12 protein-coding genes and 1 pseudogene are annotated in these 14330 nt (G+C 70.3%); 6 read left to right on the top strand and 7 right to left on the bottom strand.

Annotated elements, in window-relative coordinates; translation table 11 throughout:
- From ACIRP7_RS42440 to glgB, 4 genes and pseudogenes are all read left to right on the top strand, one after another.
- Window positions 1-243 (top strand): annotated as a pseudogene (locus ACIRP7_RS42440) (alpha-1,4-glucan--maltose-1-phosphate maltosyltransferase); the annotation flags it as partial.
- Complete coding sequence (gene treS / locus ACIRP7_RS42435; RefSeq protein ID WP_403671370.1) at window positions 240-1940, top strand: maltose alpha-D-glucosyltransferase; 1701 nt, start codon at window positions 240-242, stop codon at window positions 1938-1940. The pseudogene ACIRP7_RS42440 and the gene treS, both read left to right, overlap by 4 nt.
- 96 nt (window positions 1941-2036) lie before the next feature.
- Complete coding sequence (locus ACIRP7_RS42430) at window positions 2037-3425, top strand: maltokinase (RefSeq protein WP_403671367.1); 1389 nt, start codon at window positions 2037-2039, stop codon at window positions 3423-3425.
- Between the two features lie 32 nt (window positions 3426-3457).
- Window positions 3458-6130: a 1,4-alpha-glucan branching enzyme gene (gene glgB, locus ACIRP7_RS42425; protein ID WP_403671364.1), complete on the top strand. Its 2673-nt coding sequence runs from the start codon at window positions 3458-3460 to the stop codon at window positions 6128-6130.
- A 9-nt stretch (window positions 6131-6139) separates the two neighbouring features.
- Here glgB and ACIRP7_RS42420 read toward each other — a convergent pair whose 3' ends face one another.
- The 6 genes from ACIRP7_RS42420 to ACIRP7_RS42395 form a co-directional block, all read right to left on the bottom strand.
- Complete coding sequence (locus tag ACIRP7_RS42420) at window positions 6140-6499, bottom strand: hypothetical protein (protein WP_403671362.1); 360 nt, start codon at window positions 6497-6499, stop codon at window positions 6140-6142.
- Window positions 6500-6526: 27 nt separating this feature from the next.
- Entirely contained in the window at window positions 6527-7942 is a 1416-nt protein-coding gene (locus ACIRP7_RS42415) for a cytochrome (RefSeq protein ID WP_403671359.1), read from the bottom strand.
- A 54-nt stretch (window positions 7943-7996) separates the two neighbouring features.
- Complete coding sequence (locus ACIRP7_RS42410; protein WP_403671382.1) at window positions 7997-10285, bottom strand: HelD family protein; 2289 nt, start codon at window positions 10283-10285, stop codon at window positions 7997-7999.
- A 138-nt stretch (window positions 10286-10423) separates the two neighbouring features.
- Complete coding sequence (locus ACIRP7_RS42405; RefSeq protein ID WP_403671356.1) at window positions 10424-10756, bottom strand: thioredoxin family protein; 333 nt, start codon at window positions 10754-10756, stop codon at window positions 10424-10426.
- A complete protein-coding gene (locus ACIRP7_RS42400) occupies window positions 10753-11181 on the bottom strand; it encodes a MerR family transcriptional regulator (protein WP_403671379.1) in 429 nt (142 codons plus the stop codon). Before ACIRP7_RS42400 ends, ACIRP7_RS42405 begins: the two co-directional genes overlap by 4 nt.
- Window positions 11182-11210: 29 nt before the next feature.
- Window positions 11211-11720: an Lrp/AsnC family transcriptional regulator gene (locus ACIRP7_RS42395; protein ID WP_403671353.1), complete on the bottom strand. Its 510-nt coding sequence runs from the start codon at window positions 11718-11720 to the stop codon at window positions 11211-11213.
- 45 nt (window positions 11721-11765) lie between these two features.
- On the opposite strand from ACIRP7_RS42395, the gene ACIRP7_RS42390 reads away from it, so the two are divergent.
- Window positions 11766-12677 (top strand): NAD-dependent epimerase/dehydratase family protein, encoded by a 912-nt coding sequence (locus ACIRP7_RS42390; protein ID WP_403671350.1) that lies wholly within the window; start codon window positions 11766-11768, stop codon window positions 12675-12677.
- Between the two features lie 461 nt (window positions 12678-13138).
- Here the strand turns inward: ACIRP7_RS42390 and ACIRP7_RS42385 are convergent, their stop codons facing one another.
- On the bottom strand, window positions 13139-13783 hold the full coding sequence (locus ACIRP7_RS42385) for a maleylpyruvate isomerase family mycothiol-dependent enzyme (RefSeq protein ID WP_403671376.1): 645 nt from the start codon (window positions 13781-13783) through the stop codon (window positions 13139-13141).
- A 97-nt stretch (window positions 13784-13880) separates the two neighbouring features.
- Between ACIRP7_RS42385 and ACIRP7_RS42380 the strand changes: the two genes are divergently transcribed.
- Window positions 13881-14321, top strand: a complete 441-nt coding sequence (locus tag ACIRP7_RS42380) for a MarR family winged helix-turn-helix transcriptional regulator (protein WP_037901466.1) — start codon at window positions 13881-13883, stop codon at window positions 14319-14321.
- The last annotated feature ends 9 nt before the right edge of the window (window positions 14322-14330 follow it).

Below are 14330 nucleotides of genomic sequence, written 5' to 3'. Positions count from 1 at the left end.
ACGGTTCTGGTGGTCGTGAACCTCGATCCGCACCACACCCAGGAGGCCACGGTCTCGTTGGACATGCCGCAACTCGGCCTGGAATGGCACGAGTCGGTGCCGGTGCGCGACGAGCTCACCGGCGAGACCTACCACTGGGGCAGGGCGAACTACGTGCGTCTCGAACCGGGCACTCGCCCCGCGCACATCCTCACCGTCCTGCGACCGTCCACCCCGCAGATCGGAGGGTCACCCACAATATGATCGTCAACGAGCCCGTCCACGACACCTTCGAGGACACCCCCGCCAAGGACCGGGACCCGGATTGGTTCAAGCGCGCGGTCTTCTACGAGGTGCTGGTCCGCTCCTTCCAGGACAGCAACGGCGACGGTGTCGGCGACCTCAAGGGCCTGACCGCCAAACTCGACTACTTGCAGTGGCTGGGCGTCGACTGCCTGTGGCTGCCGCCGTTCTTCAAGTCACCGCTCCGGGACGGCGGCTACGACGTCTCGGACTACACCGCCGTGCTGCCGGAGTTCGGTGACCTCGCCGACTTCGTGGAGTTCGTCGACGCCGCCCACCAGCGCGGCATGCGGGTCATCATCGACTTCGTCATGAACCACACCAGCGACCAGCACCCGTGGTTCCAGGAGTCCCGCAGGGATCCCGACGGCCCCTACGGCGACTACTACACGTGGGCCGACGACGACAAGCAGTTCCCGGACGCGCGGATCATCTTCGTCGACACCGAGGCGTCCAACTGGACCTTCGACCCGGTCCGCAAGCAGTACTACTGGCACCGCTTCTTCTCCCACCAGCCGGACCTCAACTACGAGAACCCGGCCGTCCAGGAGGAGATGATCTCCGCACTGCGGTTCTGGCTGGACCTGGGCATCGACGGCTTCCGCCTCGACGCCGTGCCGTACCTCTACCAGGAGGAAGGCACCAACTGCGAAAACCTTCCGGCAACCCACGAGTTCCTCAAGCGGGTGCGCAAGGAGATCGACGCCTCCTACCCGGACACGGTGATCCTGGCGGAGGCCAACCAGTGGCCGGAGGACGTCGTCGACTACTTCGGCGACTACGAGTCCGGCGGCGACGAATGCCACATGGCCTTCCACTTCCCGGTCATGCCCCGCATCTTCATGGCCGTCCGCCGCGAGTCCCGCTACCCGGTCTCGGAGATCCTCGCCAAGACCCCGGCCATCCCGGCCAACTGCCAGTGGGGCATCTTCCTGCGCAACCACGACGAGCTGACCCTGGAAATGGTCACCGACGAGGAACGCGACTACATGTGGGCCGAGTACGCCAAGGACCCGCGGATGCGCGCCAACATCGGCATCCGCCGTCGGCTCGCCCCCCTGCTCGACAACGACCGCAACCAGATCGAGCTGTTCACCGCCCTGCTGCTGTCCCTGCCCGGCTCGCCGATCCTCTACTACGGCGACGAGATCGGCATGGGCGACAACATCTGGCTCGGCGACCGGGACGCGGTCCGCACCCCGATGCAGTGGACACCGGACCGTAACGCAGGGTTTTCCTCCAGTGACCCCGGGCGGCTGTATCTGCCGACCATCATGGACCCGGTCTACGGTTACCAGGTCACCAACGTCGAGGCGTCGATGGCGTCGCCCTCCTCGTTGCTGCACTGGACCCGCCGGATGATCGAGATCCGCAAGCAGAACGCCGCCTTCGGCCTCGGCTCCTACACCGAGCTCCCGTCGTCGAACCCGGCGGTGATCGCGTTCCTGAGGGAGTACGAGGACGACCTGGTCCTGTGCGTCCACAACTTCTCCCGGTTCGCGCAGCCGACGGAACTGGACCTGAGTGCCTTCAACGGACGGCATCCGGTCGAGCTGTTCGGCGGGGTGCGGTTCCCGGCCATCGGTGATCTGCCGTACTTGCTGACGCTCGCCGGGCACGGGTTCTACTGGTTCCGGCTCCGCAAGGAAGCCGCCTAGCCGACGAAGGCCGGGGTGGGGCGGTTTCCACCGCCCCACCCGGGGCACGCATCAGTAACACCCCGACCAGCCAGCCCGGGGAAAGGACGCCACCCCATGTCGGAAGCCGTCACGCGTACCGCCACGACAAGTTCAGGCATCCTCGCCTCGCTTGATCCACTCCTGCGCGAGTGGCTGCCACGGCAGCGCTGGTTCGCGGGCAAGGGCCGCCCGGTCACCGGGTTCTCCCTGGTGGCGGCCACCGAGCTGCTGCCGCCCACCGCCAAGCTCGGCCTCTACCACCTGCTGGTCCGCGCCCACCAGCCGCTCACCGTGGGCTCCGCCCCGCACCCCGGGGACTGCTACCAGCTCCTCATAGGCGTGCGCGAGGCGCTGCCGCCCAGGCTGGCGCCCGCGCTGATCGGCCATGTCGAGGAGGGCCCGCTCACCGGCCGTACCGCGTACGACGCCCTCTACGACCCACTGCCCGCCGAACTGCTCCTGGAGGCGATCCGCTCCGGGAACCGGATCGGCGGGCTGTCTTTCGGGCGGGACCCGCAGCAGGAGATCCGGGAGGGCCTGGTGGCCCGGGTGATGACCGCCGAGCAGTCCAATTCGTCGATCGTCTACGGAGATACGTTCATCCTGAAGCTCCTGCGCCGGGTCGTGCCCGGCGTCAACCCCGACCTGGAGCTGCCGCTGGCGCTGGCCCGCGAGGGCTGCCCCCGGGTGCCCGCGCCCACCGGATGGCTGCGGGCGGAGCTGGACGGGGAGCCGTACACCCTGGGCGTGCTCCAGCCCTTCGTACAGGGCGCCTCGGACGGCTGGGAGCTGGCCCTGCGGGAGCTCGCCAAGGGCGAGGACTTCAGCGCCGAGGCGCACGCGCTCGGGCGGGCCACCGCCGAGGTGCACACCGCGCTCGCCCGGGCGCTGCCCACCGTGACGCTGGGCCACCAGCAGCTGCGCCTGCTGGTCGACGGCATGATCGAGCGGCTGGAGGCGGCCGTACAGGCGGTGCCCGCGCTCCGGCCGCACGCTCCGGGCCTGCGCTCCGCCTTCACCGCGCTGGGCGATCTCGCCGCCGAGGGCAGCACCTGGACCGCGCAGCGCATCCACGGCGACCTCCACCTCGGCCAGTGCCTGCGCTCGGCCGCCGGGCACTGGTCGCTGATCGACTTCGAGGGCGAGCCGTCCAAGCCGCTCTCCGAACGCCGGCTGCCGCAGCCCACGGCCCGGGACATCGCCGGGATGCTGCGCTCCTTCGACTACGCGGCACACTCGACCGATCTGCCGGTACCGGGCTGGGCCGAAGCCTGCCGGGCCGCGTACTGTTCCGGATACGCCGAGGTCAGCGGCGTGGACCCGCGGACCGATCCGGTGCTGCTGCGCGCCTACGAGACCGACAAGGCCATATACGAGGTCCTCTACGAGGCCCGGCACCGCCCGGACTGGCTGCAGGTGCCGATGGCCGCGGTCGCGCGGTACGCGACAACCGACCTGATCTGACCGACCCGACTCCCGCCGAGGAGGCTTTACCCGTGACTCCGCCCACCCCCAGCGGTTCGGACCCGAAGAAGACTGTGAAGAAGAAGGCCGCGGAGAAGGCAGTGACCACGAAGGCCTCGGCGAAGAAGGCTGAGCCGGTGGCCAAGAAGGCGCCCGCCAAGAAGGCCGGTCCCGGGAAGACGGCTGCCGACGCGGCGGGCATCGTGAAGGCGGTCGCCAAGAAGGTCGGCGCCGCGAAGAAGGCCGGCGCCGAGAAGGACGTTGCCAAGCGGGCCGTTGCCAAGAAGGCACTGGTCAAGGATGCGGCGGTCGACAAGCCTGTCGTGAAGAAGGCGACCGCCAAGAAGGCAGCCGTCAAGAAGACCACGGCGAAGAAGGCCGTAGTGAAGAAGGTGACCGCGAAGAAGACCGTGACGCCGAAGGTGGCCGCCGAGGACGCCGTCGTGGAGCCGCTCGCGCCGGTCACTGCCGAAGAGGCCACCGCCCCTGCGTCCGTGCCGCCGTCGGAGGTACCCGTCTCCCCCGCCCTCGACGGCGGCGACCGGGAGCGGCTGCTGTCCGGCACCCACCACGATCCGCACGGGGTGCTCGGCGCGCACCGGGTTCCCGGCGGGGTGGCCTTCCGGACGTTCCGTCCCTACGCCACGGGTGTCACGGTCCTGGCCGGGGACGTGCGTGCGGAACTGCACGACGACGGTGACGGCTTCTTCTCCGGCCTGGTGCCCCTGAGCGAGGTGCCCTCCTACCGGCTGCTCGTGGCGTACCAGGAGACGGTCCAGGAGACCGAGGACGCGTACGCCTTCCTGCCCGCGCTCGGTGACCTCGACCTGCATCTGATCGGCGAGGGCCGGCACGAGCAGTTGTGGACGGCGCTGGGCGCGCAGCCCATGACCCACCAGGGCGTGGCGGGAACACGCTTCACGGTGTGGGCGCCGAACGCGCGCGGTGTGCGGGTGGCCGGCACCTTCAACTTCTGGGACCCCTCGGCGTTCGCCATGCGCTCGCTCGGCGGCACCGGAGTCTGGGAGCTGTTCGTGCCCGGTGTCGGCGAGGGCGAGCTGTACAAGTTCGAGATCACCCGCCCCGACGGCTCCAAGACCCTGCGCGCCGACCCGCTGGCCCGGCGCACCGAGGTCCCGCCCAACACGTCCTCGATCATCCACGCCTCGCACCACGAGTGGCAGGACGAGGAGTGGCTGGCGAAGCGGGCGGCCGGCGCCCCTGCCCACGAGGCCCCCTTCTCGGTCTACGAGATCCATCTCCCGTCCTGGCGACCGGGCCTGACGTACCGTCAGCTCGCCGAGCAACTGCCCGCCTACGTCAAGGACATGGGCTTCACCCACGTCGAGCTGATGCCGGTCGCCGAGCACCCCTTCGGCGGCTCCTGGGGCTACCAGGTCACCGGCTTCTACGCGCCGACGGCACGCCTGGGCACCCCGGACGACTTCAAGTACCTGGTCGACGCGCTCCACCAGGCCGGTATCGGCGTCCTGATGGACTGGGTGCCGGCGCACTTCCCGCGCGACGACTGGGCGCTCGCCGAGTTCGACGGCCGCCCCCTGTACGAACACGAGGACCCGCTCCGCTCGGCCCACCCCGACTGGGGCACGCTGGAGTTCGACTACGGCCGCCGTGAGGTCCGCAACTTCCTGGTGGCGAACGCCATTTACTGGTGCGAGGAGTTCCACATCGACGGCCTGCGGGTCGACGCGGTCGCCTCGATGCTCTACCTCGACTACTCGCGCGAGCCGGGCCAGTGGGTCCCGAACGTGCACGGCGGCCGGGAGAACCTGGACGCGGTGGACTTCCTCCAGGAGATGAACGCGACGGTGTACCGGCGGGTCCCGGGCGTGGTGACGGTCGCGGAGGAGTCCACTGCCTGGGACGGCGTGACGCGCGCGACGCATCACATGGGTCCCGGGGGTTTCGGTGGTCTCGGCTTCGGCCTGAAGTGGAACATGGGCTGGATGCACGACTCGCTGGACTACATGGCCCACGAGCCCGTGCACCGCAAGTACCACCACCACGAGATGACGTTCTCGATGGTGTACGCGTACAGCGAGAACTACGTCCTGCCGATCTCCCACGACGAGGTCGTGCACGGCAAAGGCTCACTGGTCTCGAAGATGCCGGGCGACTGGTGGCAGCAGCGGGCCAACCTGCGCGCCTACCTGGCCTTCATGTGGGCGCACCCGGGCAAGCAACTCCTCTTCATGGGCCAGGAGTTCGCCCAGGGCGCCGAGTGGTCCGAGGCCCACGGCCCCGACTGGTGGCTGCTGGATCCGGCGTACGGCGCGGAGGCCGAGCACCGGGGCGTGCGCGACCTGGTCCGCGACCTGAACGTCGTCTACCGCCACACCCCGGCCCTCTGGCAGTGCGACACGAACCCCGCGGGCTTCCAGTGGATCGTCGGCGACGCGTCCGAGGACAACGTCTTCGCCTTCCTCCGCTACGACGCGGAGGGCTCCCCGCTCCTCGCGGTCTCCAACCTCTCCCCGGTGGTCCGCCCCAACTACCGGCTGGGCGCCCCGGACGACGTCCCGGCCTGGCTGGAGTCCTTGAACACCGACCTCGCCAAGTACGGCGGCGGCGACGTCACCAACCCCGACATCCTGAAACCGGACCCCCAGCCCTGGCACGGCCGCCCCGCCAGCATCCAGGTGACACTGCCACCCCTGGCCACGGTGTGGCTGCGGCCGGCCTGAACCGCGGCCTCAGCCGGGAGACTCGCCGACGAGGATCTCTCCCGCCCGCTCACCCCGCGCAGTCCTGGTACGGAAGCCCGCGTTGTCGAGAACCGCGGTGATCACGGCGTTCATCGCGTCCTGCGCAACGCGGAGCTCCCGTACCTGGGGGTCGCTCAGGAGTTCGTCGTGGGGCACGGTCCTGAAGTGCTCCTGGAGCATCGGATGCACCCGCCACCTGAGGAACGCCTCGGGAGGCAGCCGCTCGTCGTCGGCGATCTCCAGATAGACACCGGAGGACAGGGTGGCGTCGAAGGTCGAGGCGATGGGCAGACCGGCTCTGACCAGAACGGTCTTCACCCTGTCCGCGAAAATGTCGTGCCGGATCAATGTCCCGTCACCTTTCATTGGGGTCCCTCAAGGAAGGATCCGGTCTTCTTCCTTGCCTCCGGGCATGAACCGCCGAAGCACCGAGAGCAGCCGTCGGGCGTATCCGTCGGCGGTCGGCGCGGCGGACCGTTCGGACGGTTTCGGCCGCTGCGTCGGCAGCACCCCCGCCCGCAGTTCGTAGCGCACCGGCAGCACTCTGAGGCCTCGCACCACCGGCCCCGACCGCCAGGGCAACTGGTCGGGAGGAAGGGTGAGTTCCGCGCGCGCGAAGTGGTCGAGGACGCGTCCCACCGCGGTCGCCACGATCGTCCCACCCAACTCGCGTGCCGCAGCCGGGCATTGGTGCGGGCCCGCGCCCCACCCCAGATGCGCCCGGGTGGACACCGTCGATCCGACCAGGTGCGAGGAGCTGATCGCCAGCAGGTCGCGGTGGGCGGCCGCGGCGGAGGGGGACACCGCGTCCCCCGCCCGCACCCACACCTCCCCCAACCGCACATCCCGTGCCGCGAAGCGGAAGCACATGTTGGCCACCGGAGGGTTCGCCAGCGCCGCCCGGTTGACCGTTTCTCCCAGCTGCCCCGCCGACAGGCTCCGGCGGACCGTCGCGTTCCCCCGCAACACCTCCAGCAGGGTGTTGAGCACCATGTTCCCGGTGATGTCGTTCAGGTACACGGCGTTCATGAACAGCTCCCGCCCGAGCTGCTCGTCGCACAACCCGGGGTCCGCGAGCAGCATGTACGACGTGAGGTCGTCACCCGGCCGGCCCCTGCGATGCGCGGCGAGCCGGGTGAAGGCCCCGAGCGCACGCGCCGTCGCCGGTCCGGAGTCGGGTCCGCCGTCCAGCATCCGCCACAGGTCCATGACCAGTTCGTCGCCCAACTCCACAGGGCAGCCGAACAGTTTGGTCGTGACCATCAGCAGCAGGGGCCGCGTGAACTGCGCCCCGAGGTCGGCGAACCCGACGGTCCCCGATTCGGCGGCCAGCATCCCGACCAGCTCGTCGGCGTACCGCGCGACCGCGGCCCGCAGCTCCCACCCCTCCGGACTCCGCGCGTCCTGGAAGGGGCTCAGTGCCGAGTGATGCGTACGCCGGGCCCTCAGATGCTCCTCGTCGTCCATGAACATCATCTGCCGTACCTCGTAACCGGCCAGCAGCGGCCAGTCCCGCGGCAGCCGCCCCTCGGCCCGCGCCCGCCAGTACCGGATGTCCCGCCGCCACAGGTTCTCGTTCCGCAGCACCTCGGTCACCTCGGTGTACCCGAGGACCAGCCACACCGGCACCCCCAGCAGACCGACCGGCGCGACCGGCCCGTAGGTGCCGCGCAGCCGTTCGTACACCGCCCCGGGGTCGACGTCGAATTCGGCGGTGAGCAGCGGTTCGACGGACAGCGACCCGAGTACGGGGCCTTCGGCCGGCGGGGTCGCGTCGGAATGGGCTTCCATACCGCAACGCATACCGCACCGGCCGTGCACAAGCAGTGACCATGGCGTGAACTGTTACGTCTTGGTGATCCCCGGGACTGATGTGTCGACCAGCGCCTTCGGCAGCCGGCCCGTGTGCAGCACCCCCAGCCGCTGGGTCGCCCGGGTCAGCGCGACATACAGGTCACTCGTGCCGTAGAGCGCCGGCTCGACCACGAGCACGGAGTCGAACTCGAGCCCCTTCGACTGCCGGGGGTCCAGGAGTACGACGGTCCGCGTCAGGTCCGGCTCCGCGCCCGCCGTCACCCCGTCGAGCCGCGCCGCCAGCCTGCGGTGCAGATGGCGCGGCGCGATGACCGCGAGCCGCCCCTCGGCGGGGGTCAGCTCCTTCACCGCCTCCGCGACCGCGCCGGGCAGGTCGTCGGTGGCCCGCACCCATGGCCGTACCCCGGTCGACCGCACCGAGCTCGGCGGCTCGAAGCCGGGGTCCGAGGCGCGCACGACGGCCGCCGCGAGCTCCATGATCTCGGCCGGCGTGCGGTAGTTGACGCCCAGCCTGGCGTGCTCCCAGCGGTCCTGGACGTAGGGCTCCAGGATCTTCTGCCAGGAACCCACGCCCGCCGCCTCCGCGGTCTGCGCCGGGTCGCCGACCAGCGTCATCGAGCGGGTCGGGCTGCGCCGCATGAGCAACCGCCAGGCCATCGGCGACAGTTCCTGCGCCTCGTCGACGATGATGTGCCCGAACGCCCAGGTGCGGTCGGCCGCCGCGCGCTCGGCGGCGCTGCGGTGGTCGTCCTCCTCCTGCCGCTCGGCGAAACGCTCGGCGTCGATGATGTCGTGCGCGGACAGGACCTCGGAGTCCTCCTCGTCCTTGTCGTCGAACTCGTAGGTGCGCGAGGCGTACGACACGTCCAGCACGCCCTGCGCGTACGCGACCTGCGTCTCGCGCTCACGCTCGGCCCGGGCCCGCGCCACCCGCTCGTCCACCCCGAGGAGTTCGGCCGCCTCGTCGAGCAGGGGCACGTCCGCCACCGTCCAACCCCGGGTCACCGGGCGGCGGATGGCGGCCGCGTCCTCGTCGGGGAGGTAGCCGACGGGGTCGGCGAGGAAGTCGGCGACCAGTCGCTGCGGGGTCAGGCGTGGCCACAACTGCTCGATGGCGGCCCAGACTTCGGGGTTCTCGGCGAGTTCGTCGCGGATCTGCGTGATGTCACTCGGGTCGAGCAGGTTCGTCCCGTCGAACGGGTCGGTGCCGATGCGCTCGGCGACCATGTCGGTGAGCGTGTTGAGGATGTGACCCTCGAAGTGCTCACGGGCCACGTTGTGCGGCAGCCGGGCGGCGCGGGTCTTCTCGCGGGCGACCTTCACCAGGCCGTCGTCGAGCATGAGGATCTCCCGGTCGTGCTCGATCGCGATCACCGGGTCGGGCAGGGCCTGCCAGTCGCGTACGACGTCGGCGAGGACGTCCGCCATGGCGGCCCGCCCCTTCACCGCGGCCGCCGCGCGGCTGTCGGTCGCCGTCGCCCGCACACCGGGGAAGAGCTCCCCGACCGTCGCGAGGAGCACCCCGGTCTCGCCCAGCGAGGGCAGCACCTCGCCGATGTAACCGAGGAAGGCCGGGTTGGGACCGACGATCAGCACGGCCCGCTTGGCCAGCAACTCCCGGTGTTCGTACAGGAGATACGCGGCCCGGTGCAGGGCGACGGCCGTCTTGCCGGTGCCCGGCCCGCCCTCGACCACCAGCACCCCGCGGTGGGGCGCGCGGATGATCTCGTCCTGCTCGGCCTGGATGGTCTGCACGATGTCGCTCATGCGGCCGGTGCGCGCCGAGTTGAGCGCGGCGAGCAGAACGGCGTCACCGCTCGGGTCCTCGTGGCCGGTCCGCTCCTGGTCGCCGAGGTCGAGGATCTCGTCGTGCAGGTCGGTCACCCGGCGGCCCTCGGTGCCGATGTGCCGGCGGCGGCGCAGGCCCATCGGGGTGTGGCCGGTGGCCAGGTAGAAGGGACGGGCCACGTCGGCCCGCCAGTCGATGAGGATCGGGGTGCGTTCGGCGTCCTCGGTGCGCAGTCCGATCCGGCCGATGTGATGGGTGGTGCCCGAGGTGAGGTCGATCCGGCCGAAGCAGAGGGAGCCGTCGACCGCGTTCAGCGCGGCCAGCAGTCCCGAGCGCTCGGCGACCAGGATGTCCCGCTCGAGGCGGGCCTGCATGGGGGTGTTGCCCTGGGCGAGCGCGTCCGTGACGGAGACCTCGGTGTCGCCGCGCAGGGCGTCCACATGTGCGTACAGCCCGTCGATGAATTCCTGTTCCTGCCGCAATTCATCGTCCGGAAAGCCGGTGTTTGACAATTCCACTCCCGCCCGGATATACTGCGCTCACTGAGCTTCTTTGCGACCCATGCTTTATAGACCGTCATGAAGTCGCGAATCAAAGAATATACGCAAAGAAATCCCCCGAGCGCAATCGCGCGGGGGATTTCTTTGTATTGCCTCAGCTCACCGGGCTCACAGGACGTCCGTCAGCTCCTCCAGCAGCCGCCGCTTGGGCCTCGCCCCCACCATCGACCGCACCGGCTCCCCGGCCCGGAACACCATGAAGGTGGGCATCGAGAGCACCTTGTAGGCGTTCGTGGTCAGCGGATTGGTGTCGACGTCCAGCTGGACCACCTTGAGCCGCTCGCCCTCCTCCGCGGCGAGAGCCGTGAGCACCGGCCCCATCTGCCGGCACGGCGGACACCAGTCGGCGGTGAACTCCACCAGCACCGGCAGCTCCGACCCGAGCACCTCCGTCTCGAAGTCCGCGTCCGTCACCTCGGCCACACCCGCTGCCTTGATCACCTGTGGATCCCTCCCAGTTCGCACTCCGGCTCCGGACCGCCCGGAACCTGCGCGTCGGCTGCCAGCCCGTCACGCGCCCGCTCGGCCCGCTCCAACTGCTGCCCGACCTGGGCGCGCACGGTCTGCAACTCACCTATCAGCGCGTCCAGTTCACCGAGCTTGCGCCGGTAGACCGCGAGTGAGGCGGGGCACGAGTCGCCCTCGGGGTGGCCGGCCCGCAGACACTCCACGAACGGCCGCGTCTCCTCCAGGTCGAACCCGAAGTCCTGGAGCGTCCGGATCTGCCGGAGCAGCTTCAGGTCGTCCTCGTCGTAGGTCCGGTATCCGTTGTGGCCGCGTCGCGCGGGCAGCAGGCCCCGCGCCTCGTAGTAGCGCAGCGTCCGCGTGGTGGTCCCGGCCCGTGCGGCCAGCTCGCCGATTCGCATGTCCACGAACGTAATCCTTTACGCCGACGTCAAGGCAAGAGTGGTTTGCGCTGGACCGGGGTGGTCAGCACGATCGACGTCGTGGTGCGGCCGAGGGCGGAGACCTCCTCGAGGACCTCCTCCAGGTGGACGGTGTCGCGGACGGCGACCTTGAGGATCCAGCAGTCCTCGCCGACCACGTGGTGCACCTCGATGATCTCGGGGCGCTCCAGCAGTTCCAGGGTCCTCGGATGCCTCAGGGTGTAGCCGCCGTGCGGGCTGACCCTGATGAACGCCTGGATGCCGTAGCCGAGCCGGGCCGGGACCACGTGGGCGCCGTAGCCGCCGATCACGCCTGCCGCCTCCAGCCGCCGCACCCGCTCGGTGACCGCCGCCGGGCTCAGCCGCACCCGGCGGCCCAGCTCACTGAGCTTGATCCGGCCGTCGGTCTGCAGGAGTTCCAGGATCTGCCGGTCCAGCGCGTCGAAGGCCACCGAGGTTTCGTCGGCGGTGGGACGCAGCTGCCGTGGTTCTTTCGGTGCCGTCGCCTGAACTCCCATGGTTCCCCCTTCAATGCGCGGATGTACGCCGGGAGAATTATGGCCATGGAAACTCCCCGTGAGGTACTGGTCATCGGCGGCAACCGCTATGTCGGCAAGCGCCTGATCGCACGTCTTCTGGCCGCCGGCGACCGGGTCACGGTCCTCAACCGGGGCTCGTCCGCACCTCCGCCCGGGGCGGTTCACCTGCTCGGCGACCGCGACGACGAGGGCTCGCTGAACAGCGCCCTGGGCTCGCGCACCTTCGACGTCGTGGTCGACCAGGTCTGCTACACCCCGCGCCAGGCGGCGATCGCCCACCGGGTCTTCGCCGGACGCGCCCGGCGCTATGTGATGACCTCGACGGTGGAGGTGTACGAATACGAGGACTCGATCGCCCTCGTGCGAGAGGACGCCGTCGACCCGACGACCGTATCCGTCGATGTCGGCCTTCCCTGGGACGACCCCGCATTCCTCGATTCCCATTACGGCGAGGGAAAGCGGCAGGCGGAATCCGTTTTCGCGACGGACCCCGCCTTTCCCGTGACGACGGTCCGCGTGGCCCACGTCCTGGGCGGCGCCGACGACTTCACCGGACGCCTCGCCCACTACGCCGACCGTATCCGCACCGGCGAGCCCATCGCCGTCCCGGTCGACAACCAGCCCGCCACCTACATCCACGTCGAGGAGATCGCCGACTTCCTCGCCTGGACGGTGGGCCAGGACTTCACCGGCCCGGTGAACGCGGCCTCCCACGGGCTGCTGGGCACGGAGGAGTTGTGCAGGGCGGTCGCCGAGCACTTCCCCGAGGGCAAGACGCTCCTCCAACTGGTCGAGTTCGGCGAGGTCTCACCGTTCTCCTTCGCCCGCTCCTACGGCATGGACAATTTCCGGGCCACCCGCCTCGGCTTCACCTTCGGCGACGTACACCAATGGCTGCCGCGAGCCGTGGCCGAAACCCTGGGAAAGGAGACCTGACTTACGACGCCTGGGCATGGCACCCGGCCGACGGCCGTGGTGACGCGCGATGGGGCGCAGGGGGATGGCGAACAGTTCCTAGTGGCGCGGCGTGACGGCAACCCCTCAGGGGCGCGGGGAACCGCGCGACTGGCCACGACGCGCCCGCACCCGCCCGACCACCCGACCCGGCACCCCCGTAAGCGCCCGGCCCAGCGCAGCTGCCCGCGGGGAACCGCGCGCCCGGCCACGACACACCCGCACCCGCCCGACCACCCGCCCCGGCACCCCCGTAAGCGCCCGGCCCAGCGCAGCTGCCCGCGGGGAACCGCGCGCCCGGCCACGACGCCCCCGCACCCGCCCGACCACCCGCCCCGGCACCCCCGTAGGCGCCCGGCCCAGCCCACGCAGCTGCCCGCGGGGAACCGCGCGCCCGGCCACGACGCCCCCGCACCCGCCCGACCACCCGACCCGGCACCCCCCTAGACGCCCGGGGAAGCCGTGACCCCGGTCCACGGCTGCCCGGCACCTTCGGCCCACTGCCGAGCCGCTTCCGGGCGGCCGGTGAGCAGCAGGAGCAGGGAGGTGATCGGGCCGCGGATCTCTTCCCCGGTTCCACGCGTCCACTCGATGTCGGTCGCCACGAGCCGGGCCTTCGGCAGGGGCCAGGGGCGGGGCGGGAAGCGCATGGTCCACACCCGCTCGGCGGCGTCCCGGGCGGCAGCCGGCGGCACCGGGCGCTCACGGCCGAGGGCGAGCGCGATGTCCTGGCCGTGGACGAGGAGGTCGAGGAGGGGTTCGTGGGGCGAGGTGGTCGGTGCGAGGCGGCGGGAGCCGATGATCGAGCGCAGGTTGGCGACGATCTCGGCGACCGGCAGTTCGGCCTCGCGAACCGCCGAGTCGTGGATCATCCGGTTCCAGTTCCCCCGGGCACGGACCATCTCCCGTACCACCCGGCCGTAGGAGAAACGCGCCGCGACCGTCAGATGCGCGGCGAGGTCCCTGACCCGCCAGTCCCCGCACCGCGTGCGCGTCTCCCAATCCCCCGGGCCCAGGCCCTCCAGCAGGTCGGCCAGGCTCGCCCGCTCCTGGTCGACGATCTGCCAGAGCTCGTCGGTGTCCAGCACTGGACCCACGGGAATCACCCACTCAAGTGGTAAGCTTCTCTGACCAAAGTAGTCAGAGACTCTGACCAATGTCAAGCAGTGCGAGGGAGCGTCGACGATGGTGGCGGAGAGCGAGCTCAACACGGGGCTGCTCCTGTTCCTCCCGTACCGGGCCCTGGAGAATCGCATCTTTGCCGCGCTCGCGGAAGCCGGCTTCGACGACTTCACGCCCGCCCAGGCCCGGGTCATGCAACGCATCGGCCCCGACGGCACCCGGCTGACGGAACTGGCCGAACAGGCCCAGATCACCAAGCAGACCGCGGGGTTCCTGGTCGACCAGCTGGAGAAGGCGGGCTATGTCACCCGCGTCCCGGACCCGACCGACAAGCGGGCCCGGCTGGTGCGCGGCGCGGCGAAGGCGTGGGCGGCGAAGGAGGTCGCCGACGGGGTGGTCGCGGAGGTGGAGAAGGAGTGGGAGGAACACCTCGGCAGGCGTCGTATGAAGCAACTGCGCGAGGCACTGACCCTGCTGCGGGAGATCACCGACCCGTGGGCCTAGGGGACTAGG

The organism is Streptomyces sp. NPDC102270 (genome assembly GCF_044766405.1).
GTDB lineage: Bacteria > Actinomycetota > Actinomycetes > Streptomycetales > Streptomycetaceae > Streptomyces.
The sequence above is the reverse complement of the archived record's forward strand: the minus strand, read 5'-3'. Positions and strand labels throughout refer to the sequence as shown.

Bases quoted from the DNA above. Each gene is read 5' to 3' on its own strand.
- treS (WP_403671370.1), top strand. From the start codon at position 240: ATGATCGTCAACGAGCCCGTCCACGACACCTTCGAGGACACCCCCGCC.
- ACIRP7_RS42430 (WP_403671367.1), top strand. From the start codon at position 2,037: ATGTCGGAAGCCGTCACGCGTACCGCCACGACAAGTTCAGGCATCCTC.
- ACIRP7_RS42415 (WP_403671359.1), bottom strand. From the start codon at position 7,942: ATGGAAGCCCATTCCGACGCGACCCCGCCGGCCGAAGGCCCCGTACTC.
- ACIRP7_RS42400 (WP_403671379.1), bottom strand. From the start codon at position 11,181: ATGCGAATCGGCGAGCTGGCCGCACGGGCCGGGACCACCACGCGGACG.
- ACIRP7_RS42395 (WP_403671353.1), bottom strand. From the start codon at position 11,720: ATGGGAGTTCAGGCGACGGCACCGAAAGAACCACGGCAGCTGCGTCCC.
- ACIRP7_RS42390 (WP_403671350.1), top strand. From the start codon at position 11,766: ATGGAAACTCCCCGTGAGGTACTGGTCATCGGCGGCAACCGCTATGTC.
- ACIRP7_RS42380 (WP_037901466.1), top strand. From the start codon at position 13,881: ATGGTGGCGGAGAGCGAGCTCAACACGGGGCTGCTCCTGTTCCTCCCG.